Raw genomic sequence first — 26,005 nt, forward strand, 5'->3', positions numbered from 1 at the left:
GGACCTCGTAGAGGTCCGGGGCTTCGTGCTTCAATCAGAGGGTGCTCAGAGCAACGCCAGCATCGTCGGCGAGACAAGCTTCAGGACATTGTTGCGTCCCTCTTCAGCCGTCGGAGCATCCAGCGCATACGCAGCCATCTGCTGGCAGGTCGCCAGGTCGTGCAGGCGAAGAGCGGCGCGAACAGCGTTCACCTTGGTCGGTGCCATCGACAGGGAGCCAACACCCAAACCTGTCAAAACCAGCGCTAACAGCGGGTCGCCACCGGCTTCACCGCAGACACCGATCGACTTGCCTGTCGAACGACCACCTTCACAGGCGAACTTGATCATCTGCAGGACAGCCGGCTGCCACGCGGTGAGCAGCGGAGCAAGCTCGCCGTCCATGCGGTCAGCGGCCATCGTGTACTGCGTCAGGTCATTCGTGCCGATCGACGCAAAGTCAACGATGGACAGCATCTGGTCTGCTCGGATAGCGGCCGCGGGAACTTCGATCATGATGCCGACCTTCGGCAGGCCCACGCCACGCGCCTTGTCGGCGAACCACTGGGCTTCCTCAAGTGTGGACACCATCGGTGCCATGACCCAAAGGTCAGCCTTCGTGGCCTCGTAGGCGGCAGCCAAAGCAGTCAGCTGCGTATCAATCAGGTCCTCGCGAGCCTGGCAGAGGCGCAAACCGCGACGGCCAAGCGCCGGGTTTTCTTCCTTGCCAAGATCTGCAAACGACAGTGGCTTGTCGGCGCCGGCGTCAAGCGTGCGCACGACAACACGACGATCACCGAACGCCTGGAGAACCTTGGTGTAGGTTTCCGTCTGTTCTTCTAACGAAGGCGCATCCGCGCGATCGAGGAACAGGAATTCGGTACGGAACAAGCCGGAGCCTTCAAGGTCGAACTTAGCTGCGCGTTCAGCGTCATCGATCGTGCCGATGTTGGCGAGAAGCTTGACCTTGTAGCCGTCGTAGGTCGCACCTTCACCGGACGAGCCGGCAAGCGCGGTAGCGCGATGACGCGAGCGCGCCTCAAGAAGCTCAACTTCTTCGTCGGTCGGATTAACGATGACTTCACCGACGCCACCGTCAAGGGCGAGCATGCACCCTTCGGTGATATCGAGGATGCCGGTAACCTTCACGATTGCCGGAATACCAAGCTGAGCGGCCAGAATCGCGGTGTGCGACGTGGGGCCACCGATTTCGGTGATGATGCCCTTGACCTTCTCAGGGTTCAGGGTTGCAGTTTCAGCGGGTGCCAGATCGCGAGCAACCAGGATGACAGGCTCATCGAATGAGGGAACGCCGGGCGCCGGAAGTCCGCGCAGTTCACACATTGCACGGTCGCGCACGTCGTACAGGTCGGTGGCGCGTTCCGCCATGTACCCGCCCAGTCCGCGGAGCATTTCGGCGTATTCTTCGACAGCTGCTTCGACTGCGGCAGTCACACCGAAGCCCTTCTTCAGCTTCTTGTCGATCCCCTTTGCCAGACCGCGGTCTGACGCGAGTTTGGCGGTGGCTTTCAGGATCGGCTTCGACTCTTCGGGAGCCGTTTCCATACGTTCTTTGAGGCTGTTGCTGACTGTTGCGAGAGCCTCGCGCACACGGGCACCGTCCACCTCGGGATCAGTGCAAGCAGGTTCGTTCGTATCAACGCCGGGTGCTGGGCGCACGATCGCTACCGGAGCAGCGGCTGTTCCGGCTGAGACGCCGATTCCGTGAAGGACTGAGTGTCCGGTGCTCATGCTCACTCCTGGTCGAGATCGCGCGAAAGCAGTTCGGCCAGCGAGTCGAGAACAGCGCCAGCGTTGTCATCTTCGGTGGACAGGGTGACTTCGTCGCCGTGCTTGACACCGAGGGTCATGATTTCGAGGAGCGATGCTGCGTCTGCTTCTTCACCGTCGAACGAGATAACGATGTCGACACCGGATTCATCAACGGCATCGGCAAGGACGGCAGCGGGGCGCGCGTGCAGACCAACGGAGGAGGCGATGACAACAGAACGAGAGATCATGAGGTTTTCCTTCCAACCCGGGTATGTCCATCGTTGGACATATTGACCCTTGCCTTTAATCGTAAAAGGAATTATCGTGCCTGTCAGCACACTTTCATGGTGCAATTGCGCGACCATTGTCACGTCAGCGCCTTCCGCCTTCTTCCCCATTCACGAGGCCGGCCACACTTTCATCACCCACAGCCAAGCCGAGGGCCGACTACACACCGCACCAAGACGCCCAGACTCGTCCCCTTTTTTGCCTGCTTAACACGGACTTGACCAAGTATTCTGCGCGCCAGGCACACGTTCAACAGGCGACGAGATGAGTAGTCAGTAAATAGGCTCACACTTCGACAGAAGTCCATATGGTCTGCACACATCAACATCTAAAATGAACCGAACGACCGCCAGCAAAACAAGGACCTAACCCGTGAAGTCACACTCCGAGCCCACCCTGGCCGACGTAGCCAAAGAAGCCGGCGTCTCATTGACCACCGTGTCGCGAGTCCTCAACAACCGCGGATACCTGTCCCAGACAACAAAGGACCGCGTCGGCGACGCGATCGCGAAACTCGGATACCGTCCCAACCAGCTCGCACGCGCACTCCACGGCAAAAAGTCCGACACCATCGGATTGATCGTCCCGACTGTCGCACTCCCCTTCTTCGGCGAACTCGCCGTCGAGATTGAAAACGCCCTTGCCGAACAGGGCTACCGCATCCTTATCTGCAACTCGATGGGACACGCGGACCGTGAACGCGACTACTTGAACCTACTGGTTGGAAATCGAGTCGACGGTATTATTTCTGGCGCACACAACGAAGCGCTCGAGGAATACCAAACGATCCGCATGCCACTGGTCACCATCGACCGCGAGCTCTCACCCCGGATCCCTAACGTTCGTTGCAACAACGAAACCGCCGGATACGACGCCACCAGGCGCTTGTTGGACGCAGGCTGCCACCGACCGGCCCTGCTGACCTCGCGCGCGCACCCGAAGAACCTGCGCGAGCACGGATATCGTCGAGCCCTTGGCGAAGACGGCGTTGAACCGGTCATTCTGGAAGTTCCCTTCCACACGGATTCTGCGATCCGCCAACTGGCCGTCAATGAATGCCTCAACTCTGTCGCCGAAGAAATCGATGGCGTTTTCGCCACCGATGACCTGGCCGCGGCCGAGGTCCTCGAATGGGCACGCCTGCACAACCTGACCGTTCCAGGCGACCTGCGAATCATCGGCTTCGATGGAACCCAGGCTATTCACCGCGCTCTTCCCGGACTGACCACGCTACGCCAGCCCCTCGATCTGATTGCCCGCAAGGCCGTCGAGATCCTGCTTGCGCAGATCAACGGTGAAACTAGCAGCGAGGCCCACGGCTCTGCCGACACATCCGATGATTCTCACGACCGAGCGACTGGCGGAAGCTACGAGTTCCCAGTGACTTTGATTGAAGGCTGGACCGCGTAAGCACACATCTCAATTCAATCGAATCAGGGGCACTGACGATTGTCAGTGCCCCTTCATTATTCGCACTCAGATCACACACACGACGGGGAGAAGGCCGTAGCCTTCTCCCCGTCACGTGTCAGGAATAAAACCCGATTAGGCAGTTACTTCCTTCGGCTGTGCCTCAAGGAAGGTATCGTTCGTGGAAACGGTGCCCGTGCCGGAAAGCTCGACGGAGTCAAACTTCTTCTTATTGGTGACGACAACCGGGGTGATGGTATCGTAACCGGCTGCGCGGATACCGTCCCAGTCAACCTCGGCGAGGACATCGCCACGACGGACCATGTCGCCCTTGGCGACGCGGGGGGTGAAGTACTTGCCTTCAAGCTTGACCGTGTCCATACCAATGTGGATCAGAACCTGCATGCCGGATGCGGACTTCAGGCCGTAGGCGTGGCCGGTCTCGAATGCGACCGTGACCTTGCCGTCAAATGGTGCGACGACTACACCACCGGCGGGAATGATTGCTGCGCCCGGGCCGAGCATGCCCTTGGCGAAGGACTCGTCCTTGACTTGCTCGAGCGGGATGATTTCACCGGCGAGAGGTGCGGTGATGGTGTAGTCGGTGTCTGCGCCTTCGGCGTATTCAACGATCTTGGCTTCTGCGACGCCAGTAGCTGCAGGTGCAGCTACGACGGCAGAATCGGCGGATGCTGCGACTGCGCCACCTTCGGCCAAGTCCACCTTGCCTCGCGTTGAGGCATAGGCGAAGGTGGCACCGAAGGATAGGGCAAAGACGAGGATTTCAAGGAGCAGGTACATCGGGATGTCGTTCGGGATGATCGACACGAAGCCAACGAAGCCTGCTGCACCGAGTGCCTGGCCACGAACGTCGAAGAGTGCGACGCCGGCGGAGCCGATTGCTGCAGCAACCATGCCGACGTAGAAGGGCCAGCGCAGGCGCAGGTTGACACCGAAGATTGCGGGTTCGGTAATACCGAAGACTGCGGACGCGCCGCCGGCGCCGGCGAGGCCCTTCAGCTTGGCATCGCGGGCCTTCAGGAAGACAGCGAGGGCTGCAGCACCCTGAGCGATGTTTGCCATGGAGGCGATCGGGAAGATGAAGTCACCGATGCCACCATTAACGGGGAGTAGCGGGATTTCAACTGCCGGGAAGGACTGGTGCAGGCCGGTGACGACGATCGGCGAGTAGAAGAAGCCGAAGATCAGGCCACCGATTGGGCCGAGCGTGGAGTAACCCCAGTTGATGCCGTTGGTGATGCCTTCTGCGAGAACGCGGGTGATCGGGCCGATTGCGATGAATGCAAGAAAGCCGGTGAGAAGCATGGTGACCAGCGGGGTGACGAGGAAGTCAACGGTGCCGGACAGGCGCTTGTGCAGCCACTTTTCGATGACGCACATGACGAAGGTGACGGCGAGGGTCGGGATGACCTGCGCCTGGTAGCCGATCTTGGCAACTTCCATGCCGAAGAGGTGCCAGTATTCAACCTCTGCGTCGCCGGCAAGTGCCGCACCGGTATTCCATGCATTGAGCAGGTCGGAGGAGATCATTGCCGCGCCGATTGCCGCACCGAGGTAGACGTTGCCACCGAAGCGCTTTGCAGCGGAGAAGCCAACCAGGACAGGCAGCGAAGCGAATGCTGCCGACGAGATCATGTTGATCAGGGAGGCGTAGTCAGCGATGGCCGGGAACATTCCAACGACGGACTGTTCGCCGAAAAGGCCTTCAGCGGTCAGAACGTTGTTGATAGCCATCATCAGACCGCCGGCGATCAGGGCGGGGAGGACTGGAACGAAGATGTCAGCGATCATCTTGATGAAGCGCGAGAAGAGGTTGCCGGACTTTGCGGCTTCTTCCTTAGCTTCATCCTTGGAGACCTCGCGGACGGAGTGGTTTTCGACCATCTTGCGGTAGACGTTGTCGACATCGCCGGGACCGACGATGATCTGGAACATGCCACCTGCTGCGAAGGTGCCCTTGAGGTCTCCATTCGCGTCGAGGGCAGCCTGGTCAATCTTAGACTCGTCGACAATAACGAGTCGCAGGCGGGTTGCGCAGTGTGCGGCTGCGCTGATGTTATCGGCACCTCCGACCGCTTCTACAACTTCGGACGCCACCTTGGCGTAATCCATTGCCATCCACGTTCCTTTCTCGGTGGGCCAGGCGCGTGTACAACGTCGTCGTTCACTACCGGGCTATATAGCAATCGTTTGACATACTATGTGCGCCATACGCCTCAGCGCAAGGGCTTTTGTCTCATTGTTATGTGGACTTTTCGCCGAACTGACGCGCAAAAATGTGCGCTTACCACCTCAGCAGTGATGACCTGCGGACACATTCCAGCCGAAGCCCACCCAGATTGTCGATTCACGAGGCCGCGCACACATCTCACATGCCACCCTTTACTTGGCGCGGACACCTTTCAGTCCAGACGAGCCCTGCATATGTTTGTCAGAGTTACAGAACACGATTCACATCGCGCTTCGAGCCCAGCTGCTTCACCGTTCAAGAAGGAGCGGAAGGTGAAGGCCTTGCGGCCATCTCCGAGGAAGATTTCAGTGAGAGACCGGTCGTGGATGATCTCAATATGCTCCGACTCTTCATCCGCGAGGGTCACGGTTCGTATATCTCCATGTGGGTAACGCGAGTCGGAGCGATCAACGGTCAGGGATGACGGACTCAGTGTCACATTCACTCCCGCCCCCTTTGAGCCGATGACGAAAGTAATGGAGGTGGCCTCGTCGGATGAAGTAGCGGAAGGTGCGTTGAACTCGACGTCAGCTGAGAACCTCCACGAACGCGAACCCGCGAGAGTCTCCACTTCGGAGTCGAATGACAGCGGCAAGCCGGGCAGGTAGGGACGCTGAACAAGCACGCCGTCAACCAACACCAGCTGTCGCGGAGAGGTCAAGCAGTGCACCCACCCTCCGGTTTCGATCGAGGGCTGGTCATCTTCGCTGGCGTTGCCGGCCCAGCCGACAAGAAGCGCGGGCTTCTCGTCACTCCATGCACCCCACGCAGTGTCAGTACGCGCGTAGACCTGGGGAGCGTAGAACTCGAAACCGCGGTCAAGCTCGGTAAATGATCCGTCACACTCGGTAAATTCTGTGCCGACCAGTTTTCCGACGATGTAAATGCAGGGGAAGATGTTTTCGTAGCCTTCGACGTCGGGGGCGATGCCCTGGGGACAGAAGATGAGGACGTCGCGGACTTCACCACTGACCTCATCGCTCAGGCGAACGAGGTTCGGGCATTCCCACATATAGCCGAAGGCGTCGAATGCGCCGTTCGCATCGGGGAAGGTCATTTCTCCTTCACATTCCCAGGTACGCAGGTTGCTCGAACGGTAGAGAAGGGCGGCGCCGGTTTCGTTTTCACGTTGCACGCCGAGGAGCATGCGGTAGCTACCCGGCACTTCGGGATCGGCCCAGACCTGCGGGTCGCGGAAGTGAGCGGTATAGCCGTTGGGCTGATGGCCGATAATCGGCGGAACAAGCTTGGTGAACGATTTCATGTCGGGCGTGGTGACGACGCACTGGGTCGCTTCGCGCTCACCGGTCTGAGGATCCTTGTAGTTGCCCGTGTACCAGAGTTCCACGCCCTCTTCGGTCGCGATCGCAGTACCGGAGTAGGCGCCGTTTGCGTCCTGGTGACTGTCGGGCAGGATCGCAGGTTTCAGGTATTCCCAGTTCACGAGGTTCTTCGACGTCGCATGACCCCAGTAAACAAGCTTCTTCGGATGCTCCGGGGTGTACTGGAAGAAGGCGTGGTAAGTGTCGCCAACTTTGATCAGGCCGTTCGGATCATTGAGGCGCCCAACTGGCGGAGCGACATGAAATTGGGGGTAGTCCGCGTCTTCGCAGGCGTGAGAGCGACGTTCAGCATTGAGTGCAAAAGCCAGGAAATCCTCAGTCATTCTTCGAGACTAGCAAGTATGTCACTCGTTTGACAGAGGCTTTCGGTCATAACTTTACACACACCTCGAATCAGTCGGCCCGAATCGGGAAGCACGCCGCTTATTCAATTCCAGCAATTCGCGAGGCAGCACCGCAGGCGCGACCCCACGATCAAGATCACGCGACACCGTCTCAACCAAAGCGTGAACAAGCGCGGACAAAGCCCGCAATTCCGTCATATTCGTCGCCGAATCGAACGAGCGAACCTCAATCGTTCCACAGCCCGGCGATGGGCGAACATCCCAGCGAACCTCGTTGAAATTCACGATCCCGCCCGCGCGCTTCAAACGCTCCTCAAGATCTTCGACCTGCTCCCACGAATCCAACAGGTGTGGCAAGCCAGCGGTCGGCAGGCGTGGAGAGTCGGAATGTCGCCCGCGAAAAACCGCCTGCGGATGCGAAAAAGCTGGAACACAGGCAGACTGGAAGTATGGAATTTATACTTCGACTCATTGCAACCATGGCTGGTATCTGGGCAGCGACCCTGATTGTGCCGTCGATCAATTTCACCGACGGAACGTCACTAGCCTCCACTCTGATCGCCCTTGCGGTGATCGCATTGGTGTTCACTCTGGTGAACTCCCTGATCAAACCTCTGGTGAAGGTTTTGACCTTCCCCCTGTACATCCTGACCTTCGGTTTGTTCGCCATCGTTACCGACGCCCTGCTGTTCATGCTGACCGGCGCACTTTCAACATCCGTTGGCATTCCCTTTGAAACGGGTGGCTTCTGGGCAAGCTTCTTTGGTGCTGTCATCACCGCAATCGTCTCGTCCCTTGTTGCCGGCTTGATTGGCGCAAAGAAGGACAAGTAGTCCGCGTTCGGGCAGGTGACAATGTGAACCGCTGAGATTAGGGGGCGGGGGTGTTCTGGATCCAGAACACCCCCGCCCCGTCGTATTGCTCGACGCTTCGCACCTCAGGGAGATGCAGGCGGTGACCGAGGCTCTTTCAGATTGGCCACGTCTCCATTCGCCATGCCGCGTCCCAGAACATCCATTCGTATCGGCTGGCCTGAACGAACGCGTCCCTCATGCGCTGGCGCTGGAGTTCTACAACGCCTTCGGCCACGCGGTCAACGATCCCGCGGACGATCTTGGTTTCTTCCGCAAACACGGGGTTTGCGTACATTCCAATCCAGTCACCGTAGGGGTGTTTTTCAAGGTCACCGGCAGTGTCGAGGAGCTCAGTCCCCACCACTTGGTAGATCCAGAAGCAGGGCAGAACCGCTGCGACAGCAATCCCGTATTCACCGCTGGCAAGCTGGGCAGCCAAGAAGTCAGAGTAGGCACGACACGTTGGCGAAGGCGTTGCCGCTGCCATCACGTCGACGTGCGACGCGTGGAGCTCTCGCTCAACCTTGATCGAATTCGCCGATGCTTCGGCCCAGAACACCAGGTCATCCGGATCGTGCGCAAAAGTGGCGAGACCAGCAAGAGCCTTCGCGTATGCAGCTAAATACAGGGCGTCTTGGACCATGTAGTAGTTGAATTTGTCTTGGCTGAGGCTCCCGTCACCGAGACCTCGAACGAATTGCCCCTGGTCAATCGCTTTCTTAATGGGGGCGATCTCTTCCCACAGTTCGTCAGTGAACATCATTGTCCTTCATCATGTCGTCATTCCACAGCGCGTAGAAGTGGTGGACGGGACCGTGCCCGTGTCCGACTCCAAGCTCATCAGCCTGTTCGATCGCGCCCGTCAAGTACGCCTTCGCGCGCGTGACAGCTTCGAGCCACGAGTCGCAACGCGGGCGAAGAGCCGCAATCGATGATGAGAGCGTGCATCCTGTTCCGTGCGTATTCTTCGTGTGAATACGGTGAGCGGTCAGAATATGCGGTTCTGAGTCACCTTCGCCGAGGAAGACATCGCACGCTTTCTCATCCAGGTGACCACCCTTCACCAGCGCATTCTTCACGCCTAGCTCGCGCAAAGCGAACGCTTGCTCCGTCATCTCATTGACGTTGGTTGCCCAATCGGATTCAAGAAGAACCGCTGCCTCAGCAAGATTCGGTGTAATCAAATCTGCGACAGTGCACAGCTGCCGAACAGTGGCGATAGCCTCGTTGTCCAATAGCGGATCACCCGAAGTTGCCACCATCACCGGATCAAGCACCGTGTAAGGCAACCGCGGAAGGTATTCACCAACAAGGCGTGCCAAGTCTGCAGTTGCCAGCATCCCGATCTTCGTTGCATCGGGAGCAATATCGTCAAGAACCGTGTCTAACTGGAGTTTGACGAAATCAACGGGAACCGCGTGGACTCCGGCCACGCCCTTCGTTGATTGTGCGGTCAGAGCGGTAATGACGCTCATCGCGTACGCACCATTGGCGCTCATCGCTTTCATATCAGCCTGAATACCTGCTCCACCCGAGGGATCAGACCCGGCAATCGTCAAAGCGGTCACTGTAGGAATCATCGATCACTCACCCCCGTCGCTTCCTGACGACCAGCGTCGGGAGCGCTGCTCCACGCATTCAGAAGATCGCGAGCAGCCTGCTTCGGATCCTCTGCGCAACAGATTGCCGAAACCACGGCACCACCATTCACACCACGCGCTTTCAAAGGCGCCATGTCATCGATACCAACACCACCAATAGCGACACTTGGCATAACGGCAAGGCGCGCAAGCCGTTCACACCCGTCATAGCCAAGGACATCGGGCGTATTCGTCTTCGTTGCCGTGGTGCGCAGAACCGAGAGGCCAACGTGATCTGCAATGCCTTCGCTTGCCGCAATCCGCGCCTCTTCATCAGTCCCAACAGACAATCCAAGGAACGCGACCTCGCCGATCATTTCACGCACAACCTTCGCGGGAAGATCCGATTGACCAACGTGCACACCCGCAACTGGGACACCCAATGCGCGAGCTGCGAGGAACACATCCACCCGGTCATTGACGATCACGGGAACCTGGTCGCCGACCGCATTCGCTACTTCGCAGACCTCATCAAGGAAGGGACCGCCATCGGAAGTCTTCGCGCGAAGCTGGACGCACGTTGCTCCACCTTCGACGGCGGCTTCAACTGTTTCACGAACACTCCGCCCCATCGATTCGCACTGCTCAGCATCCGTCACCAAATAGACCCGCAGGTCAGGAGCATTCCTCATGACAGCGGAATCCTGTCAAGGTCGTCTGTCGAGACCAAGTAGAGCGAATCAAGGAAGTGCATCTGGAACGTACCCGGGCCCGACGCTTTCTCTTGAGCAATCTCACCCGCAGCAGAGTAGACGGCGTGACCGGCAGCAACCGCTTCCAGCGGCGTCACCGCACGCGTCTTCGCCGCACCGACGAAAGCAGCGAGGAACGCACCCAGCGCACAGCCACCACCGGTGACGCGAGTCAGCATTTCTGCACCACCACCAACACGAATAATCTGATCTGCGCTGACGATTGCGTCGGTTGCGCCGGAGATTGCAACAACACTGCCGTAGTTGCGCGCAATGAGCTGGGCTGCTTCGAACGCTGATTCAACCTCGTCGGAGGCATCGACGCCACGACCACCAGCTCCCTCACCCGCAAGCGCGATGATTTCCGAGGCGTTACCTCGAACAACAGTCGGCCCCATTGTCACCAGCTCACGCGCAAGATCGGTGCGATGCACCAAGGCACCAACCGCAACCGGATCCAATACCCACGGAACGTCCGCTGCGACCGCAGCTGACGCGGCTTCACGAGCAGCTTCACGCTGTTCGGGGGTCGGCGTTCCCAAGTTAATCAGCAGACCGGACGCGATCGACGCAAACGGTCCCGCTTCGCCAACAATGTCGACCATTGCAGGGGCAGCGCCGATGGCCAAAAGGACGTTTGCCGTAAAGTTTGTGACCACTGAATTGGTAATGCACGAAACCAATGGGCTTGTTTCTCGGACAGCTTCAAGAGCCGAAGATACGATGGCACGATCCATCATTGACATTCCCTTCGTCAGAATTATCTCGACAGGTTCAACGGGTTTTTTCTCAGCCTGTGGCACCCCGTGTCACGCCATCACGTTAGCAGGTTGGACGCGGTTTCAGAACGGTCGTCTGCATCTGTCCACCGGTGTTTATCCGATTGTTCAGCCCTCGTCATGGATGCGCCTAGTATCGAAGACATACGCTTGAGAGGTCGTCTGCTCGGTCAAACCGAGCGATTCGATCCGATGTTCTTCCCATTCTTTAACCTCGGTAAGCCCCGGCTCATTTTGGCGATTCTCAATATCTCCTAGCAGGTTGCGGTAGGTTCCAATGTCGTGCGCAACCAGATTCTGTCCCTGTTTTTCGGCCGGGATGTACGTTTGCCCGTCAAAGTGAACGGTTGTCACTCCTTGGGAAGTCGCTCCCCCGTCGAGTGCTGGCACCAGGTCTCTGGTGTTCTCTAATGCGAGGACGTGGACGTGCGAAGGAGTCTGCGATCCGCCAATCGGGGACCCCGCTGTCAGGGCTGATACGACGTGGTAGTTCTGGTTCACGTCGCTACTGGTCGCCAGTTGAGCGGCAATAATGCCTCCTTGCGAATGACCAACGAATTCGACGGGTTCATCCGCTTTGATTCCAGCCATTTTCATCGCCTCTAGGACCGCGCGCGATTGGTCGGATTCACGCCCTGCTACCCCCTCAAAATTGGTGAGCATATCCTGCGGGTTACTTCCCCCGACGCTCCACTTCTGAGTACCTCGAATGACGACTGACCAGGACGAACGTGTTCGTGATCCACCTGGCGATGACGCATCGGAGGGAATCGGAGTGCTGTGTCGGATGATCTTGATTTGCCCTTCTTCGCCTCCTGAATTCAGTCCTGAAAGTGACTCCAACAGTTGTGATGGTTTTCGCGGAGTTTCAACCGTGGACATAGGAGTAGGGGTGCTCATTGCAAGTCGAGTATCGGGGGTAGAAGGGGTGACCACGCGCTGAGTCGGATGCGAACGGATCGCACCAACCCCCTGCCCCACTCTACCGACGATCGACAGAACGGAGAGCGCGAAAGGCGTATGCGGACTCGCCGCCAATATGGGAGCGAATCCTTCTTTCACTGCTTTGATAATCCGATGTCCTCTGCCGGCTCCCGACGAGGAGCCTGTCTGAATTTCCACGCCCGTGACATTTCCGAAGAACAGTGCACCAATTCCGGACGACCACGATGCGGCGTACCCGGCGACCTGCTTCGTTGAGCTTCCGGGCACACCGCGCCGAGCGCCGAAAAGATGCAGAACGCCGAAGGAGAACGCGTCAAGATCGCGTTCAAAACGAAGTGCCGTTAAACCATCTGAGCGCCCGAACATGAACGCCAGGATCGCTGATAGGACATCAAGGTTCCGCGAGCGCACATCCCATGTGTTTTCCCTTAGCCACTGTGCAATCATCGGAAAGCCCGGTGCAGGCTCTGTGAGGTTCGGCTGCGAAAGATTCAGGTTGAAGATGGGACTGTCGTTGTGGGTTGATGACAAAAGCGCAACCGCTCGCGAGTCTGCGCCCGAATAGATGGCTGCACAGTAGGCGATCGAGTCGGCGAATGCGGACAGTTTGGCGCGAAGATACGTCATCAACGAGGCCACTTCTTCTATCGCACTAACGGCCGTGTATGCGGTGGGGCTGAGCCCGATGCCCAGGCGTGCATGATCCTGAGCCGACCGAGTGGAAGCGATCAATGCGGATAGCGACTCTTCACTCTCGCGAAGCCGGGTACATGCCATGATCAACGCATCCGTATCAACGTGCGTTGGCCCGCTTGTCACAACAATTCTGTTCATATCAGAACACACCTGATGACTCAGAGAACGTATGTGAAGCAAAAGAGGCAGGCGTATATGCGCCCAGCGATAACGGATTTGTTGTTTGTCCGGGCATCAGAACAACGCTGGCTAGCTGACACTCAGCAATCGCCGTGTCGAGCGCTAAAAGCGCATCATCTCCCGAGTCCATGACCACTCCGAGCTGTCCTAAAAGCACCAAGAGGTCATCTCGAGCTGCATCTGCAGCTCCACCCTGCCAGTCTTCGAAGCGCTCACATGCAACGTCGCCGTGTATGTCTTCAAGCACTTTGCATACGCTCCACATTGATTCGCGAGCGACCTGCATATTGCCTACTTCATCCACGGATCCTCCTTCCACTCCCCACGCTAGAAGGACAGTGACAACGAGGAAAGTCGAGGGAAGCAAAATTGTGGATAACCAATTTCAGGGACGGGCACCTGTGGATATCCTCGTAACAATTGCAGCCTCTAAGGAGTAACACCGTGGAAACGTTCCGGAAAACCGACCATCGGCCTCAGAAGATCTCCTATGAAGTGACAGCGCTCTTATGGCTCGCGGATGCGGGCGATCAGGCAACGCGGATTGTTCCCGTGCTCAATTACGGGAAGACCTGGCTCGAAGAGCCAGTCCTGTCTCGCATCCAAGCAACCCCGCGAATGGCTGAGGAATTTGGACGAGCCCTGGCGTATACGCACGCAGCGGGCGCGCCTCATTTAGGCGCTCCACCGCCCGGGCATACAACCGACGGGTGGATGGGTGAAGCTCCATTGCCTCTCTTAGCCGATGGGGGCAGTGCATCTTGGGGACAGTACTACGCCAAATACCGGGTTGAGCCCTATATTGACTGCCCAGCTTTTAGCCAGACAGACCGCGAGCGCCTGCATCAATTCGCTGAAAAACTCGCATCCGGGGTGTTTGATCATGACCAACCCGCTCTTGTCCGTTCCGGGGAAGTATCTCGACTTCATGGAGATCTGTGGAGCGGAAACGTCATGTGGACACCCGATGGTGTCACCCTTATTGATCCAGCAGCCCAAGGGGGTCACGGCGAAGAAGACTTGGCGATGCTCGGTGTTTTTGGTTGCCCTCATCTGGAAACAATCCGCGATGCGTACGTCGAAGCGTCACCTCTTCAGGATGGCTGGCGCGAACGCATCGGGCTTCACAGTCTTCATATTCTGATCATTCACGCCTATCTTTTTGGCGCGTCCTACCGGTCAGATGTGATGCAGATAGTGAAGAAATACGGCTAGCACAACAGGTGGGAGCCCCACCGGGTCGAACACTTGCCATGTGCTGAATCAGTACGCCGATTGTGCTCCGAATTGAGAATCCGTTTCGGCACTCGCTTCACTGTCGCGCAGGGAAATCTGAAGGGCCTCGTTCAGAGCACTCCGGATTGCTTCAACGTAAATCTGGTGCCCCTGATCCGTTGCCGGGTGCACAAAGTCTCCGGCAAGATCCTCGGGGTGACGGGAAATGGGGTTCGCCCAATCAGCCGCGAACACGTTCCGGTAGCGTGTTGCTGCACGCCAAATCGTGTCATTCGACGGTGGGATCCACGTTGTGCGAGCAGGACCGAATGCAGTGACCAGGATGAGCTTTCTCTCTGGCCCGATCTGGGCAACAAGTGCGTCAATCTGGTCGTCTGTCACGGCACTATTCGTTGCCAGTGAGATGACGACGTATTCGCGAAGCAAGCCCTGCGCGTTCAAAGAATCGATGATGGGACCAGCAGCAAGAGCAGAACGCGAGACCTCGGCGTCAACGTAGACACCCGGGAATGCTTCGCTGAGTGCAGCCGAAGAACCCAGGGTGACCGAGTCGCCAATAATCGTGATTTCTTCGCCAGTGACCTGTGGCTGCGTGTAGTCGTAGCGGCGGATGAACTCTGGTTCGCCACTTTGTGCGCCAGACTGTGCGTCGCTTTGGGTCTCGCTCTGCGACTGGTCGCCCGACGAGGCCGCATCCGCGGACTGCGAGCCGGACGTCATCGCATCGCTGGCAGGAGCCGACATTGCTCCCTGTTCAATGGCGATTTGAGCGCTCGACTGATTCGGCGAGAAGCAAAGTGCAACCGCAAACAGGGAGGCAATCACCAGCACAATCACGGCGATGACGATGCGTACTTTTCCAGTGAATGTCAGAAAACCTGACCACACGATACGGCACCACTGAAGGAAGCCGACGCGACGAATTGGAGTCTCAATAAACCTGTACGACAACGTGGCGAAAAGAACCGATGCCACTGACACGATCGTTGCCGACATTGACAGACTCATCTGGGGAGCCACGTAGAAAGCGAGCACCCACAACGGCCAATGCCACAGGTAGATTCCGTAGGATCGTTCTCCCAGCCACACCAGGGGACGTAGTTCAAGCACCTTGCGAAGCAGGCGGGCAGTCCCGGCGTAGGACACGTCGGGAAGCAAGCCACGGATAGTGAACGCCGTCGTCAAAGACACGATGACCATGCCCCACGGGTACATGAAAGACTCCGGCAACACGGTCATCAGGAACATCGTGGCAAAGAATGAGATGACGCCGAAGAAGCCTATATATCCGGCATGTTTGGCGCGTTCATCGACCATTTGCATGGCGTTGGGGACGGCGAATGCGAGGGCCGCACCGATCATCAGACCCCACAGGTGAGTGTCTGTTCCCATGTATGCGCGCGAAAGGTCTTGGCCGACTAGGACAGCGTGCCATGCGGTCGATGCTCCGCCGATTCCAAGAGCGATCCAGATTCTGAGGTGTTTCGGTAGCCGAACCAGAAGAAGGAGGATCAGTGGCCAGATGACGTAGAACTGCTGTTCAACGGCGAATGACCATGCGTTGGTCAGGAGCAGTGGCGACTGTTGCTCGAAGTAAGAGGCGCCGGAGATGATTTCAAGCCAGTTGTACGTGCCGGTGAGCACGCCGACGACTTGGCGAGGGAGCGCAACTAGCGCATCCGTCCCGCTGAGCAGAGCAAGGATTCCCGCACCAATACACGTCGTGACCGCCGCCGGGACAAGACGCCTGAAACGTCGAATCCAGAAATGACCGATCCCAAGTGAACCGGTTGAATCCAATCGGTCTATCAGCAACAAGGTGATGAGGAAGCCCGATAGGACGAAGAAAATGTCGACGCCCGCGAACCCGGCTTTCGCATACTGCGGGAGCAGGTGATAGACCAGAACGAACATCGCTGCGATGCCACGAATGCCGTCGAGTCCCTGCAAGCGTCGTCGAGTTGTCAGAGTTGGCGTCGGTTCCGATGGGGTGGACGAGGCCGCGCCTACTGACGAATCCCCTTCGTTGTCCGAGTGCGCGGACTGAAAACCACCACCGGATTGACCGGAGGATTCAAAAGCACTCGGGCTCGGAGTATGGGGGTTCGTCACGCCCAAGATTTTAGAGTATCCACCATCGGGACACCCCATCGGGTGACGCACCTCAAAAGGTCAGACCCTCTCACGTTGAGTGGCCTCATCCCCTATCGACCTGCGGATACACTGTCCCGCTGACTATTCACGCGCACCCGAATATGTCCGGCATCATCACTTTCGTTACGCAACACTGTTTCTTAACCGTGCGCCAACATGAAAAGATGACACTATGAGCGCAAACTGGATTTCCCTTTTCTCTACCGATCATGGTTACGCCGATCTGGCAGCATCTGGCGAACCTTTGTCTCCGCTTGACGGTCGCTACCGCGCAGCCGTTGCACCTCTTGCGAATTACCTGTCCGAAGCCGGCTTGAATCGTGCGCGCATACACGTCGAGATTGAGTGGCTGATCCACCTGCTCGACAACACCGTCCTTCCTGGCGCGCCGACCCTGACCGACGCTGAGCGCGACTACCTGCGCGCACTGCCCCGCGATTTTTCCGCCGACCACATCAAACGTCTCGGCGAGTTCGAGGCTGTCACGCGCCACGACGTGAAGGCCGTCGAGTACCTGATCCGCGAGCACCTGGAGAAGGCCACCGGGGTCCTCGGCCCCGATTCCTCGCTTCCGCACCTGCGCGAGGTCGTCCACATCTTCTGCACCTCGGAAGACATCAACAACCTCGCTTACGCGCTCACCATCAAGGCTGGCATCGAGCAGGTGTGGCTGCCCGCCGCCCGCGAACTGCAGGCTCGACTACTGCGCCTTGCTGAAGCCGGTGCAGATGCTCCGATGCTGGCACACACGCACGGTCAGCCTGCAACGCCCGTCACCATGGGCAAGGAAATGGCCGTGTTTGCCCACCGTTTCGCTCGTCAGCTGGCACGCATCGAAAACACCGAATACTTGGGCAAGATCAACGGCGCCACGGGAACTTGGGCAGCGCACGTCGTTTCCGTCCCGAACGCTGATTGGCCGGTCCTCGCTCGCAACTTCGTCGAAGGTTTGGGCCTGACCTGGAATCCGCTGACCACACAGATCGAATCTCACGACTGGCAGGCAGAGCTCTACTCCGATGTTGCGCGCGCCGGACGTATCGCACACAACCTGGCAACCGACTGCTGGACCTACATTTCGATGGGCTACTTCCACCAGAACCTCGCAGCGCAGGGCTCCACCGGTTCGTCGACTATGCCCCACAAGGTGAACCCGATTCGCTTCGAGAATGCCGAAGCGAACCTGGAAGTCTCGTGCGCACTGCTCGATTCCTTGGCATCGACGCTGGTCACCTCGCGTATGCAGCGTGACCTGACCGACTCGACGACCCAGCGCAATATCGGTGTTGGCCTTGGGCACTCGATCCTCGCGTTCTTCAACCTGGTTCGCGGCCTTGACGGCGTCGACATTGACGTTAACCGTATGGCTGCCGACCTGGATGCGAACTGGGAAGTTCTCGGCGAAGCAGTTCAGCAGGTCATGCGCACCGCGTCGATCGCCGGCGCGACCGGAATGACGAACCCGTACGAACGCCTGAAGGAGCTGACCCGTGGCCACGAGGTCGGGGCCACCGAAATGCGTGAGTTTATCGCCGGCCTTGGGTTGCCCGCTAAAGAAGAAGCTCGCCTTTGTGCTCTCACACCCGCAACCTACATCGGTCTGTCGACCGAAATGGCGCACTGGGTGAACGACGAACGCTGATCCGACTGATCGCATTAGTTTCGGGAGTGAGCGAACTGCTCACTCCCGAAACTTTTACACCTTGACCTTTGAATCGATGCGCTAGCGACTGGGCGCGATCGAAACAATCAGGACACGGAACTCGAATCTTCCGAGACCACCACTCCCGGGTGAAAAATCTTATAGCAATATCAACTTTTACAAAAGCTAAGTTTTATAGTCGTTCGGCTGGACTGTTAATCCTATAATTTTAGACTTAGATCACTTACCATATTTCTTCTCCAGCTTCTCAATATCAGAGATATCAACCCATTCTTCAGAAAATCCACATTTACAACATACATACCTTTCTACTAAAACAGAAGATAGAGTAGTTAGACCTATAGGAATATTATTCCCTGTACCATAGGCTCCAACTTTACCTGGTATAAATAAAATATTGCCACTTCCACACTTTGGACATTTGCCAGATTTTTTCATAAGATTTTGCCTCCTAAAATTCTACTTTCTATTACTTTACTTTCGCATTTTTAGATTAATTTTATAATTCATTCTAAAAAGCCTACTAATTTATATTTTATTTCTCTAGTAGAGGGCTTGAAACCCAGTATTCACCGTTACTATCTGACGTTGTCATAATTATGATACGAGACCCTCATCTGCGGTCGAAGACTTCCGTGGAGTGAGCTCTGCCAAGAGCATCGCGCCCACCACCAGCGAACCACCTGCGAACAGTCGCCACGTCAAATGCTCGCCACCAAAGAGGATCGCGAAGATCGCTGCGAACACGGGCTCCGTCGTCATAATGACCGCGGCACTAGTCGCAGGAATTCTTGACTGCGCCCATGTTTGAAGTCCCACAGTTACGATGCCGGCAATGACCGCCATGTAGATCATGACCGCCCAGCCGTTGATTCCCGACGGCAGGACGATTCCACCTGGCAAGGCTGAAACACCACAGATCACACCAAGAGCAATCAGCTGAATGGCTGCCAAATCAAGACCGGATTCCTGACCAGCCCACTGATCAAGAAGCACAATATGAACGGCAAACAACACAGCCGAAATGAAGGTCAGTCCCTCACCAAGCCCGACGCTAAAACCGTTCAGAGACAAAATCGACAACCCAGTAAACGCCAAGACCAGCGCAAACACGACGGGTTTTGAAATCGGCGTCCGGAACGCGATGAAAAGCAACAGTGGCGTCAGGATCACGTACATGCCCGTAATAAAACCGGACACCGACGCATCTGCCGTCTCCAGGCCAATCGTCTGCACGATTTGCGCCACGGCGAAGACCGTGCCCGCCATCAATCCGCGCTTCCACGTGGTGACAGGAGCTCGCAGAAGTGTGCGGCCTCGTAAAACAAAAATCACCAGCGCTGCAATGAAGAAGCGGACGCCCAGGAAGTCCAGCGTCGGAATCGACGTCAGGATCCCCTTGATGATGAAGAACGTCGAGCCCCAGATCGCGGTCACACCGATCAGGGCCAGCATTGCAATGGCATCAACTCGAGTTTTCATCACGCCAGCCTAAACCAGGCGCTTGCACCGGCGCGCGCACGTCCACTTGAAGGTTCGGTATCGAAACACAACACTGCGACGAAACCACTTGCCAGGCGTTGCGCTAATTGACACCATCAATTTATGACAGTGTCGCAGCAAGAACTCCTAGTGAGCCACATTTCCATGGCCAGGCTCAAGCCGTATTTGAAGCGCACGGGAGGGGACATTCCCAAAAGCCTGGAGCTATACTGTTGGCACGCCGAACTGGCGTCCGATGTTCATTTCATTCTGGGGATGACCGAAGTTTTTGTTCGCAACGCGATGGATCGGCAACTTCAGGCGTGGAACCGCAAACAGGACCCTGAAGCGACCAGTTGGCTTCTTGAGGATCCAGCTCCCCCGCTCGATAAGCTCTCTGCTTCAAAGCGAAGCCAAGCGTTGAACTGGGCGAATAAGGAATCTAAACAAAAACCGAAGACTCACTCTCGCAAAGACCAGCCATCGCATGATGACGTCCTGTCCTGCGTCATGTTTGGAATGTGGGCGGATCTTCTTCCTCATCATGGGACAAGCACACCGTCAGATTTGGCCGGCTTGGAGGCAGAGAAGCATCGTCGCGCGTTGTGGAAACAGTGTCTGATTCACGCTTTCCCGAATGAGAAGGACCCCGACGGGTCAATCACCTACGGAAGGGTGGCGCGCCTACACAATCTGCGTAACCGCGTTGCGCACATGGAGTTCCTGTTAGACGACGACATTGACGCGCGCATGCATGATGCCTTCAAGTTACTTGAGTCGATCGATCATCGCATTGCCGTGTGGGTCGGTTCGAAGAGCACGGTAAAAGACACCTTGAGCAGGTGCCCCATCTAAGAATGCGCTGGCTGAAGGCTGTTTTCAGGGGGCAAGAGCGCCGTGCAGATCATCGCGGGACGCAAGGTGCCTGACGATTCGCGCACAAGCGTGAGCATCGGAACCCGCTTCGTGGTGATTCAGACTAAAGGTCGGGTCACATTCGTGAAGAACAGTCGGCAACGCGTAATTTTCGAGGCCCGGAAGCATTCGTCGTGCCGTCAAATACGAGCAGAAAAAATGCTGGGGCAAAGAAAGTGTCCCAAAGTAGTCGTCCAAGTCTTTCCAGACTCGAGCGTCGAACGTCGCGTTATGAGCGTAGACGGGGAGATCGCCAACGAAGCGTGCGATCTGGTCAGCGATCTGATCCCACATTGGAGCCGTCGCTACTTGACGCGGGCCGATTCCGTGAAGCCATGTGAATTCGAACCGGCTATAACCCTGCGGGGGCTGAATGAAGGTCGAGAATTCGTCAGTCACCTGCCCGTCTTCCATTTTCACCAATGCCACCTGGCAGGCGGAGACTCCGCCACCGCGATTAGCAGTTTCGAAATCGACGGCAACAAAAGACGGTTGCGTCAAGAAGTGCAGGTTGGGAATGTATTTCGCATTAAAAGGCCGGCGCGACCGTATTCTCTGTTCACTCAGTGTCAGCACCCCCATTCAGTGACCACCAGGATGTTGAGTCGGCGGGCAAACACCACGTGCGAGAATCAAAATCGGTGCCATCAGCCAGTGACATTCCGTTATCCAACAGGTGCACGTCACAGTCGGCAACCGCAGTATTCAGGAGCATCTGGGCACCTTGAGGGACCTGGACCTCAACATCTTCTCCACCTGTATTCGTCGCGCAGAACAGTCTTCCCGCGCTGAACGCCAGAACTTCTTCGGGAACCTGATCAGCCCAGTGCACACGGTGCGCTGACCCAACAAGTTGGCGTCGGAGTCCACCCAATCGCATGTACAAAGACAGCATCGATGTTGGATCCTCACCTTGTTCGTCACGTGCCCACGCTCGAAATTCTTCAGGTTGAGGTAGCCACGGAGCAGAAGCCCCATCGGGCCCAAAACCCATTGACGATCCGCGCTTCTTCCACGGCAGGGGGACGCGACAGCCATCGCGGCCTCGTTGCTGGCCATTCGTGCGAATCCACATCGGGTCTTGCCTGGCCCAATCGGGAAGATCGAGTACTTCTGGAAGTCCGAGTTCTTCACCCTGATACACGTAGACCGTTCCCGGCAGAGCGAAAAGCAACGCGGTTGCTGCGCGCGCACGACGCTTGCCCAGCGCAGTATTCACGGGAGTATCTCGACGGGCATCTGCCAGCATGTCGAAAGGATCGGGGTCTTTGTCGATGCGTTCCTGACCCAAGCGGGTAACCAGGCGGTGAACATCATGGTTCGCCAACGCCCACGCGGGCCCATCTTCTTGCCCGGCAACCGCGAAGGATTGCTCAATCGAGCGACGCAACCTATACGCAAACCAAGGCTGAACCAGCAGGTCAAACGCAAATGACTGCTGAAGATGCCCAGGAGCTGTAAAACGAGTGAAAACCTCGGGATCATTGACCCACGCTTCGCCGACAAAATACTTCGGCGGATCGTAGGATTCGGCAAGCTGACGCCACTGGCTATAGATTTCGAAGAGCTCCGGCTGGGTCCACAAACCCGATTGGTCCGCGTGCGTACCGCGCGGAATCGGAAGGGACTTCACCATGCCGTGTGCAACATCGATACGGAACCCGTCGACTCCACGGTCAAACCAGAATCGCAGAATATCGAGGAATTCGGTGCGAACATCCGGGTTGCGCCAGTTGAAATCAGGTTGCGTGGAATCAAAGAGATGCAGATACCACTGAGGATTTTCGGTCCCATCGTCTAAGCGATCCCAGGCTGAGCCACCGAAAACCGACGGCCAGTCATTCGGTGGCTGACTCCCGTCACCTTCCCCGTCGGCAAAGATAAAACGATCGCGTTCGGGTGAGCCGGGACCTGCGGAAATAGCGTCGATGAACCACTGGTGTTCGCTGGAACAGTGGTTGGGGACGATATCCATCAGCACGCGAATATCCCGCGTGTGAGCGTGCGCGACCAGCTGATCGAAATCGGCCAGAGTTCCATAGTCGGGCAAAATCTGACGATAATCCGCAATGTCGTAGCCGTGGTCGTGTTGCGGAGATAGATAGCAGGGGTTCAGCCAAATCGCGTTAACGCCCAGCTTCGCCAGATCGTCCAGCGACTGCGTAACCCCCGGCAGGTCACCAATCCCGTCGCCGTTCGAGTCACGAAATGAGCGGACATAGACCTGATATGCGACCGCACCGCGCCACCACGCTCCATTGTGTTCCTGTTGAGCAGTCATTCCGACCCCCGATCTGATAGTCCGTTGCGCTCCGCGCACTCCACTATTGTCCATCAGACCATGGAGAAACCGAATTTCGTTGTTACGGGCGCCAGTTCCGATCCGACGCGGGAGCACCGTATCGCTCGAACAGGTCGGTGGGTCGAGCGGTTCCGTCTTCGAATCCCAGTAGCGTCATATCCGCCATCACTATCGACGAGGCCGCACCCGTTTCGCGCATGTCCAGAGCATCTGCGGATATAAAGTTCTTGTCTGTCTGCCCCTCTGTGTCACAGTCGGCATCGGCTAGAATCTGCGCCATAATACGACCACGGATAGCGAGTGGAGCTAGTTCACCATTGTCCCAGACAGCGTGGGTCGCCCCATCAAGGATCTCTCTCAAGTCATCTTCTTGGCACTCAGCTCCGTCGGTATCAAGCGTGATATCGAAGGTCACCAGCGCCGGTTTCCCGAAGCCTTCCCCTACGTTCACCGACACATCGAAGTGAATGTCTTTCCAGTATTTTTCAGTGAGAACATCATCGATCCCCGCTTCGATCAGAGTTTCAAAACGGTCTGATCGGCCTCGTCGACGTGTCGGCTTCATTGCACGAAAGGCGATACCTGCACCCAACGCGCCAAGGCCCAAGACCCCGATCAGCAGAGGGCTTCCGATCTGCGGAATCTGCGAATTCTTGCCGTTGCCGGCTGAAGGTACCCTCTGGCGCGACATGGCAGCCATCCGTATCCTCCGTCCGATTTCGGACAATTCTGGGCCTGTGGATTCACTCGTCATTGGGTGTCCTTTCCAGGGAGGGGGAGTCATTCAGAGTCGATGTGGATAGCGCCCCTTCATCGGAGTCACTGGATGCAACTGAGACGGTGGCGCACGATGAAGAGGGTGGCCAAGAAACATCGAATTCCACGGGAGTGACGGAATCGTCTTTTGCAAGCGTTGCCACCGGGTCGAATGTCTCAAAAGAGGTCGGCGTTGTGACGTCCTGCCAGATTTCGTAAAACATGACGCGCGTGACCTCGTCATCTTGAGGAAGAAAATCCTGCAGTGCAGCAACAGCGGACGCGGTTCGACCCCACGGATTGACCGTCACCATGCGCTCCAAATAGCGCACTGTTTCGGTGTACGTTGCCGACGAATGGGCGTAATAGAGAGGCTGGCGACGCGGTCGCACCAACTTACGACCGATCGCGACTCGGTGATCAGCCTGACGCGCCGGAGTTCCATCCATCGACGGGATAACGTCCTGGTCGTGAGCCAGCGACACCATGGTGACGTCCGGGCGAATCCGATACCTGCGCGCCGGCGCTCCCGTCGCCAGGATTGCTTGCACGTCTAGGCCGGCCGTCTTGGGATTCATCGACGCCAACACGGTCGCAATCAATCCCCCCTGCGAATGACCGCAGATCAGCACCGGTTCCGTTGCGTACTCTTCCGAGTTAAGCCCATCGCGTTTCATTGCATCGTGGATCGCCATGACAAGCCCACTGCGCATATTCGATTCCATACCGATCATTTCGCGGATGTTTGATTCCATATCCGCCGGATTCGCGTTCGATTCGAAGTCCATATGCGCCGTTCCAGGCAGGGATACCAGCCACCTGCGGGCTTCCCCTTCGCCGACGCGGGTTATTTTCACCGTGTGCCCGTCGGTCATCGACCAGTACATGTCGTCGATATCGACGCATAGATCACTCAGACTCTGGGGGGCTTGCCAGCGACGAAGTGCAGCTGTGGCGTGTCCGGCTGGGGGATCAATGGACGAGGCTTCGGCTGAATCTGCGATCACTTGGGCGTGAACAGGACCGGAATGAATGTAGCCCACGGCCGTTCCGATCGACAGCATTCCGGTCATCAATGTGTCGTATGCGCGTTTGGGAACAAGAGGAAGTGCTTGAGCTGCTCGTTTCCCCATTGGACTGTCAGGTTCAAGGGCGATACGAGCACGCATCACCGTCTTTGCCACGTGGGAAACAGCCTGCGCACTACCGGCGAGGAAGCGGACGAAGAGCGTATCAAGACCGGGTTCGTCGAAGAAAAGGCGTTGCGAGCGCTCTGATGAATCGGCGCCCATCGATTGAGAGGCGTGGCGAGCTTTGTGTCGCATCTCTTCAGAGAGGGCGGGAGCTTCTGAGACGAGGCCTAATGCCACGGAGGCAAGGAGTGCCGGCGCCAAAGGAATCAGGCGCATGACGGTGTAAGCGGGAGAAAACGACTGGGGAACACGGCGAGGCGCATAGATGCGTGGTGTACGACGATGCGCCATGGCTTCTCCTTTCCTCGCGGTTCCTTGTCTTTCAAGCGTAGTGCGGTCAGCGAAAGGTGCAATCAGGGACACCCCTGTTCATTTGCCTGTTCCCTGAGTTCCACACGTACCGTGGCAGATTTCAGCCATTGACACCTATACCCCCTAGGGGTATTCTTCATTTCAGAAAGACAAGCAGGAAAGGCAACCCATGGCATACGGATATTCAGCCTCCACTGACCGTTATCTGGCCAGACTCCGCCGTATTGAAGGACAGGTTCGCGGACTCCAGCGCATGGTCAGCGAAAACGAGTACTGCATCGACATCATTACGCAGATGTCCGCCGTCCAATCAGCGCTCGATTCTGTTGCCATCGGCCTGCTGGAAGACCACATGAACCACTGCGTCGTCCACGCCGCCAAAGAATCCGACGAAGCCGCGCACGAAAAGATTGAAGAGGCCACCAAGGCAATCGCCCGGCTCATTAAGTCCTGAACCACCTACTTTGCACGATCCAGCCACAACAAGGAGAACAGCATGACCATGGAAATCGATCGCACCGTTGAACTCGCCGTTAATGGCCTGACCTGCGGACACTGCGTCCAGTCCATCACCGAGGAACTATCCGACGTTGCCGGCGTGAAGAACGTTGACGTCATCCTCAACTCCGGTGCCACCTCCAAGGTCACCCTCGTGTCCGACGTTGCCCTTGACGATGACGCCCTGCGTGAAGCCGTGTCCGAAGCAGGCTTCGAGCTGGTCGGCATCACCCGCGACTTCTGAGACCCTCGGGCGCGGGCATCGCCCGCGCCCGGCCTCGTACCTCAAAACTGGCCGGCACGTGGCCCAACATAACGCG

The 26,005-nt window shown here is 57.2% G+C and carries 25 protein-coding genes; 7 read left to right on the plus strand and 18 right to left on the minus strand.

Features of this window, described 5'->3' with window-relative positions; genetic code table 11:
- Positions 1-45 precede the first annotated feature (45 nt).
- Together ptsP and G5S47_RS07750 are read right to left on the minus strand one after the other, a co-directional pair.
- Positions 46-1,731: a phosphoenolpyruvate--protein phosphotransferase gene (ptsP, locus tag G5S47_RS07745; RefSeq protein ID WP_103632930.1), complete on the minus strand. Its 1,686-nt coding sequence runs from the start codon at positions 1,729-1,731 to the stop codon at positions 46-48.
- 2 nt (positions 1,732-1,733) lie between these two features.
- Positions 1,734-2,000 carry an HPr family phosphocarrier protein gene (locus G5S47_RS07750; protein WP_103632929.1) on the minus strand — a complete coding sequence of 89 codons (267 nt, stop codon included), beginning with the start codon at positions 1,998-2,000 and terminating at the stop codon, positions 1,734-1,736.
- 412 nt (positions 2,001-2,412) lie between these two features.
- Between G5S47_RS07750 and G5S47_RS07755 the strand changes: the two genes are divergently transcribed.
- The gene (locus tag G5S47_RS07755; protein WP_006680508.1) at positions 2,413-3,450 is read left to right on the plus strand and encodes a LacI family DNA-binding transcriptional regulator; all 1,038 of its coding nucleotides are present in this window, start codon (positions 2,413-2,415) and stop codon (positions 3,448-3,450) included.
- Positions 3,451-3,585: 135 nt separating this feature from the next.
- Here G5S47_RS07755 and G5S47_RS07760 read toward each other — a convergent pair whose 3' ends face one another.
- The 3 genes from G5S47_RS07760 to G5S47_RS07770 form a co-directional block, all read right to left on the minus strand.
- Positions 3,586-5,589 carry a sucrose-specific PTS transporter subunit IIBC gene (locus G5S47_RS07760; RefSeq protein ID WP_219585516.1) on the minus strand — a complete coding sequence of 668 codons (2,004 nt, stop codon included), beginning with the start codon at positions 5,587-5,589 and terminating at the stop codon, positions 3,586-3,588.
- A 284-nt stretch (positions 5,590-5,873) separates the two neighbouring features.
- Complete coding sequence (locus G5S47_RS07765) at positions 5,874-7,367, minus strand: glycoside hydrolase family 32 protein (RefSeq protein WP_219585517.1); 1,494 nt, start codon at positions 7,365-7,367, stop codon at positions 5,874-5,876.
- A gap of 54 nt (positions 7,368-7,421) precedes the next feature.
- Positions 7,422-7,844, minus strand: coding sequence for a glutamate-cysteine ligase family protein (locus G5S47_RS07770; RefSeq protein WP_336619914.1), 423 nt, complete (start codon positions 7,842-7,844; stop codon positions 7,422-7,424).
- Here G5S47_RS07770 and G5S47_RS07775 point away from each other — a divergent pair.
- Positions 7,838-8,221, plus strand: coding sequence for a phage holin family protein (locus tag G5S47_RS07775; protein ID WP_006680511.1), 384 nt, complete (start codon positions 7,838-7,840; stop codon positions 8,219-8,221). The genes G5S47_RS07770 and G5S47_RS07775 overlap by 7 nt on opposite strands.
- A gap of 136 nt (positions 8,222-8,357) precedes the next feature.
- Here the strand turns inward: G5S47_RS07775 and G5S47_RS07780 are convergent, their stop codons facing one another.
- The 6 genes from G5S47_RS07780 to G5S47_RS07805 all read right to left on the minus strand — a co-directional run bounded on the left by G5S47_RS07780 (position 8,358) and on the right by G5S47_RS07805 (position 13,478).
- Positions 8,358-9,005: a TenA family protein gene (locus tag G5S47_RS07780; RefSeq protein ID WP_257878447.1), complete on the minus strand. Its 648-nt coding sequence runs from the start codon at positions 9,003-9,005 to the stop codon at positions 8,358-8,360.
- On the minus strand, positions 8,992-9,822 hold the full coding sequence (thiD, locus tag G5S47_RS07785; RefSeq protein ID WP_103632923.1) for a bifunctional hydroxymethylpyrimidine kinase/phosphomethylpyrimidine kinase: 831 nt from the start codon (positions 9,820-9,822) through the stop codon (positions 8,992-8,994). Before thiD ends, G5S47_RS07780 begins: the two co-directional genes overlap by 14 nt.
- Positions 9,819-10,514, minus strand: coding sequence for a thiamine phosphate synthase (gene thiE / locus G5S47_RS07790; RefSeq protein ID WP_219585518.1), 696 nt, complete (start codon positions 10,512-10,514; stop codon positions 9,819-9,821). The genes thiD and thiE overlap by 4 nt, the downstream gene beginning before the upstream one ends.
- The gene (gene thiM, locus G5S47_RS07795) at positions 10,511-11,314 is read right to left on the minus strand and encodes a hydroxyethylthiazole kinase (RefSeq protein WP_006680515.1); all 804 of its coding nucleotides are present in this window, start codon (positions 11,312-11,314) and stop codon (positions 10,511-10,513) included. The genes thiE and thiM overlap by 4 nt, the downstream gene beginning before the upstream one ends.
- 147 nt (positions 11,315-11,461) lie before the next feature.
- Positions 11,462-13,132 carry a hypothetical protein gene (locus G5S47_RS07800; RefSeq protein ID WP_219585519.1) on the minus strand — a complete coding sequence of 557 codons (1,671 nt, stop codon included), beginning with the start codon at positions 13,130-13,132 and terminating at the stop codon, positions 11,462-11,464.
- A gap of 1 nt (position 13,133) precedes the next feature.
- Positions 13,134-13,478, minus strand: a complete 345-nt coding sequence (locus tag G5S47_RS07805; protein WP_103632920.1) for a hypothetical protein — start codon at positions 13,476-13,478, stop codon at positions 13,134-13,136.
- A gap of 140 nt (positions 13,479-13,618) precedes the next feature.
- Here G5S47_RS07805 and G5S47_RS07810 point away from each other — a divergent pair, with 140 nt between their 5' ends.
- The gene (locus tag G5S47_RS07810) at positions 13,619-14,389 is read left to right on the plus strand and encodes a fructosamine kinase family protein (RefSeq protein ID WP_219585520.1); all 771 of its coding nucleotides are present in this window, start codon (positions 13,619-13,621) and stop codon (positions 14,387-14,389) included.
- Between the two features lie 48 nt (positions 14,390-14,437).
- Here G5S47_RS07810 and G5S47_RS07815 read toward each other — a convergent pair whose 3' ends face one another.
- Complete coding sequence (locus G5S47_RS07815; RefSeq protein WP_219585521.1) at positions 14,438-16,522, minus strand: acyltransferase family protein; 2,085 nt, start codon at positions 16,520-16,522, stop codon at positions 14,438-14,440.
- A 214-nt stretch (positions 16,523-16,736) separates the two neighbouring features.
- On the opposite strand from G5S47_RS07815, the gene purB reads away from it, so the two are divergent.
- Positions 16,737-18,206 carry an adenylosuccinate lyase gene (gene purB, locus G5S47_RS07820; RefSeq protein WP_103632918.1) on the plus strand — a complete coding sequence of 490 codons (1,470 nt, stop codon included), beginning with the start codon at positions 16,737-16,739 and terminating at the stop codon, positions 18,204-18,206.
- Positions 18,207-18,446: 240 nt separating this feature from the next.
- Here the strand turns inward: purB and G5S47_RS07825 are convergent, their stop codons facing one another.
- On the minus strand, positions 18,447-18,665 hold the full coding sequence (locus G5S47_RS07825) for a hypothetical protein (RefSeq protein ID WP_219585522.1): 219 nt from the start codon (positions 18,663-18,665) through the stop codon (positions 18,447-18,449).
- A 159-nt stretch (positions 18,666-18,824) separates the two neighbouring features.
- A complete protein-coding gene (locus tag G5S47_RS07830) occupies positions 18,825-19,709 on the minus strand; it encodes a DMT family transporter (RefSeq protein WP_219585523.1) in 885 nt (294 codons plus the stop codon).
- Between the two features lie 123 nt (positions 19,710-19,832).
- Here G5S47_RS07830 and G5S47_RS07835 point away from each other — a divergent pair, with 123 nt between their 5' ends.
- A complete protein-coding gene (locus G5S47_RS07835) occupies positions 19,833-20,564 on the plus strand; it encodes a hypothetical protein (protein WP_040318342.1) in 732 nt (243 codons plus the stop codon).
- 24 nt (positions 20,565-20,588) lie between these two features.
- Here G5S47_RS07835 and G5S47_RS07840 read toward each other — a convergent pair whose 3' ends face one another.
- From G5S47_RS07840 to G5S47_RS07855, 4 genes are all read right to left on the minus strand, one after another.
- Positions 20,589-21,125: a 3'-5' exonuclease gene (locus G5S47_RS07840; protein WP_207326462.1), complete on the minus strand. Its 537-nt coding sequence runs from the start codon at positions 21,123-21,125 to the stop codon at positions 20,589-20,591.
- A 58-nt stretch (positions 21,126-21,183) separates the two neighbouring features.
- Complete coding sequence (locus G5S47_RS07845; RefSeq protein ID WP_257878448.1) at positions 21,184-22,905, minus strand: glycoside hydrolase family 13 protein; 1,722 nt, start codon at positions 22,903-22,905, stop codon at positions 21,184-21,186.
- Positions 22,906-22,987: 82 nt separating this feature from the next.
- Complete coding sequence (locus G5S47_RS07850) at positions 22,988-23,626, minus strand: hypothetical protein (RefSeq protein WP_219585525.1); 639 nt, start codon at positions 23,624-23,626, stop codon at positions 22,988-22,990.
- Between the two features lie 43 nt (positions 23,627-23,669).
- A complete protein-coding gene (locus G5S47_RS07855; RefSeq protein WP_219585526.1) occupies positions 23,670-25,166 on the minus strand; it encodes an alpha/beta hydrolase family protein in 1,497 nt (498 codons plus the stop codon).
- A gap of 190 nt (positions 25,167-25,356) precedes the next feature.
- Between G5S47_RS07855 and G5S47_RS07860 the strand changes: the two genes are divergently transcribed.
- Positions 25,357-25,641 carry a metal-sensitive transcriptional regulator gene (locus G5S47_RS07860; protein WP_103632911.1) on the plus strand — a complete coding sequence of 95 codons (285 nt, stop codon included), beginning with the start codon at positions 25,357-25,359 and terminating at the stop codon, positions 25,639-25,641.
- A 42-nt stretch (positions 25,642-25,683) separates the two neighbouring features.
- Complete coding sequence (locus tag G5S47_RS07865; RefSeq protein ID WP_219585527.1) at positions 25,684-25,929, plus strand: heavy-metal-associated domain-containing protein; 246 nt, start codon at positions 25,684-25,686, stop codon at positions 25,927-25,929.
- The last annotated feature ends 76 nt before the right edge of the window (positions 25,930-26,005 follow it).

It is taken from the genome of Schaalia turicensis, assembly GCF_019380255.1.
GTDB classification, from domain to species: Bacteria; Actinomycetota; Actinomycetes; order Actinomycetales; family Actinomycetaceae; genus Pauljensenia; species Pauljensenia turicensis_A.

What these genes read in the sequence shown, in the direction of transcription:
- G5S47_RS07855 (WP_219585526.1), bottom strand. Translation starts at nt 25,166, where the DNA reads ATGGCGCATCGTCGTACACCACGCATCTATGCGCCTCGCCGTGTTCCC.
- G5S47_RS07830 (WP_219585523.1), bottom strand. Translation starts at nt 19,709, where the DNA reads ATGAAAACTCGAGTTGATGCCATTGCAATGCTGGCCCTGATCGGTGTG.
- purB (WP_103632918.1), top strand. Translation starts at nt 16,737, where the DNA reads ATGAGCGCAAACTGGATTTCCCTTTTCTCTACCGATCATGGTTACGCC.
- G5S47_RS07800 (WP_219585519.1), bottom strand. Translation starts at nt 13,132, where the DNA reads ATGAACAGAATTGTTGTGACAAGCGGGCCAACGCACGTTGATACGGAT.
- G5S47_RS07850 (WP_219585525.1), bottom strand. Translation starts at nt 23,626, where the DNA reads ATGGCTGCCATGTCGCGCCAGAGGGTACCTTCAGCCGGCAACGGCAAG.
- G5S47_RS07860 (WP_103632911.1), top strand. Translation starts at nt 25,357, where the DNA reads ATGGCATACGGATATTCAGCCTCCACTGACCGTTATCTGGCCAGACTC.
- G5S47_RS07760 (WP_219585516.1), bottom strand. Translation starts at nt 5,589, where the DNA reads ATGGCAATGGATTACGCCAAGGTGGCGTCCGAAGTTGTAGAAGCGGTC.
- G5S47_RS07765 (WP_219585517.1), bottom strand. Translation starts at nt 7,367, where the DNA reads ATGACTGAGGATTTCCTGGCTTTTGCACTCAATGCTGAACGTCGCTCT.
- G5S47_RS07865 (WP_219585527.1), top strand. Translation starts at nt 25,684, where the DNA reads ATGACCATGGAAATCGATCGCACCGTTGAACTCGCCGTTAATGGCCTG.
- thiE (WP_219585518.1), bottom strand. Translation starts at nt 10,514, where the DNA reads ATGAGGAATGCTCCTGACCTGCGGGTCTATTTGGTGACGGATGCTGAG.
- G5S47_RS07825 (WP_219585522.1), bottom strand. Translation starts at nt 18,665, where the DNA reads ATGAAAAAATCTGGCAAATGTCCAAAGTGTGGAAGTGGCAATATTTTA.
- G5S47_RS07835 (WP_040318342.1), top strand. Translation starts at nt 19,833, where the DNA reads ATGACAGTGTCGCAGCAAGAACTCCTAGTGAGCCACATTTCCATGGCC.
- thiD (WP_103632923.1), bottom strand. Translation starts at nt 9,822, where the DNA reads ATGATTCCTACAGTGACCGCTTTGACGATTGCCGGGTCTGATCCCTCG.
- G5S47_RS07775 (WP_006680511.1), top strand. Translation starts at nt 7,838, where the DNA reads ATGGAATTTATACTTCGACTCATTGCAACCATGGCTGGTATCTGGGCA.
- thiM (WP_006680515.1), bottom strand. Translation starts at nt 11,314, where the DNA reads ATGATGGATCGTGCCATCGTATCTTCGGCTCTTGAAGCTGTCCGAGAA.
- G5S47_RS07845 (WP_257878448.1), bottom strand. Translation starts at nt 22,905, where the DNA reads ATGACTGCTCAACAGGAACACAATGGAGCGTGGTGGCGCGGTGCGGTC.
- G5S47_RS07780 (WP_257878447.1), bottom strand. Translation starts at nt 9,005, where the DNA reads ATGATGTTCACTGACGAACTGTGGGAAGAGATCGCCCCCATTAAGAAA.
- ptsP (WP_103632930.1), bottom strand. Translation starts at nt 1,731, where the DNA reads ATGAGCACCGGACACTCAGTCCTTCACGGAATCGGCGTCTCAGCCGGA.
- G5S47_RS07750 (WP_103632929.1), bottom strand. Translation starts at nt 2,000, where the DNA reads ATGATCTCTCGTTCTGTTGTCATCGCCTCCTCCGTTGGTCTGCACGCG.